Here is a 1,075-nt window from a genome sequence, read left to right as displayed (position 1 = left end):
GCAGCCGCCCCGTTGGTTATAAGTTTTTATAACAAAAAACTTTCAAATATTAGGAGGAAACAACCCTTATGAAGAAAAGCTTATCCGTAGTGCTTTCCGCAACAGTCGCATTGTCGATGTTCTCATCCGTTGCTTTTGGTAAAACATCCGCAGACTTTACAGATCTGAAAGATCTAGATGCAGCAACACAAGCGAAATTCGATGCAATGATCTCCGCTGGTATCTTTGATGGCGTAACAGACACAACATTTGGTCTGAAAGACGAAATGAACCGTGCCCAATTCGCTAAAGTAGCTGCTTTGATCATGGGTCTTGACATTAACAAAGACTTGAAAACATCGAGCTTCTCTGACGTTAGTGTGGACGATGCAGCAAACGGTTATGCACTGCCTTACATCGAAGCTTTGAAAACGGCTGGCGTAACAGATGGCTATGCAGAAGGCCAATACAATCCGGCTGGTAAAGTAACCAAAGAACAGCTGGCTACTTTCTTGGTTCGTGTCTTGGGTAAAGACGCTGACGCAAAAGCAAAAACAGGTACGGATGCAACAGTTTCCGGTTGGGCACAAGGTTATGTAGCACTTGCTCTTGAACTGAAACTTCTTGCTAATGGCGAAGATGGTTCATTTGGCGGTATGGCTAACGCAACTCGTGACCTTCTGTTGACAGGTGCATACGAAGCGAAACAACAGTACGTACCGGCTGGTAAAGTATCTGTAACTGGCGCGAAAGCAACTGGCGTGCAAACAGTAACAGTTAACTTCAACAAACCAGTGGATTCAGACAAAGCGAAATTGGCTTTGACAAAAGGTGGAGCTGACGTTGTCACAACAACAGCATTCTCTGCTGACAAAAAATCCGCTGTAATGACACTGACGGATGCGAAAATCAGTGCTGGCGAGTACAAAGTAAGCATGAGCGGTCTTGATGAAGCTACAGTGGACAAAACGACTGCAACATTCACAGGCGAAAATGAAGTGCTTCAAAAAATCGACTTCGTAAGTGCGAATGATACAATTGCATATGCAGACAAAGTTATCGTAAAAGCAAAAGCTGTGAACCAATACGGTGAAGC

The 1,075-nt window shown here is 44.2% G+C and carries 1 protein-coding gene; it reads left to right on the top strand.

The genetic code is table 11. From position 1 onward, the window contains the following. Nucleotides 1-68 precede the first annotated feature (68 nt). A partial coding sequence (locus ABRS97_RS27805; RefSeq protein ID WP_367859144.1) for an S-layer homology domain-containing protein occupies nucleotides 69-1,075 on the top strand: 1,007 nt, incomplete at its 3' end.

The sequence above is a fragment of the Paenibacillus tabacirhizosphaerae genome (assembly GCF_040812395.1).
In the GTDB taxonomy this organism is placed as follows: domain Bacteria; phylum Bacillota; class Bacilli; order Paenibacillales; family NBRC-103111; genus Paenibacillus_E.
Note: the sequence above shows the minus strand (reverse complement) of the source record. Positions and strands in the feature narration are given on the sequence as shown.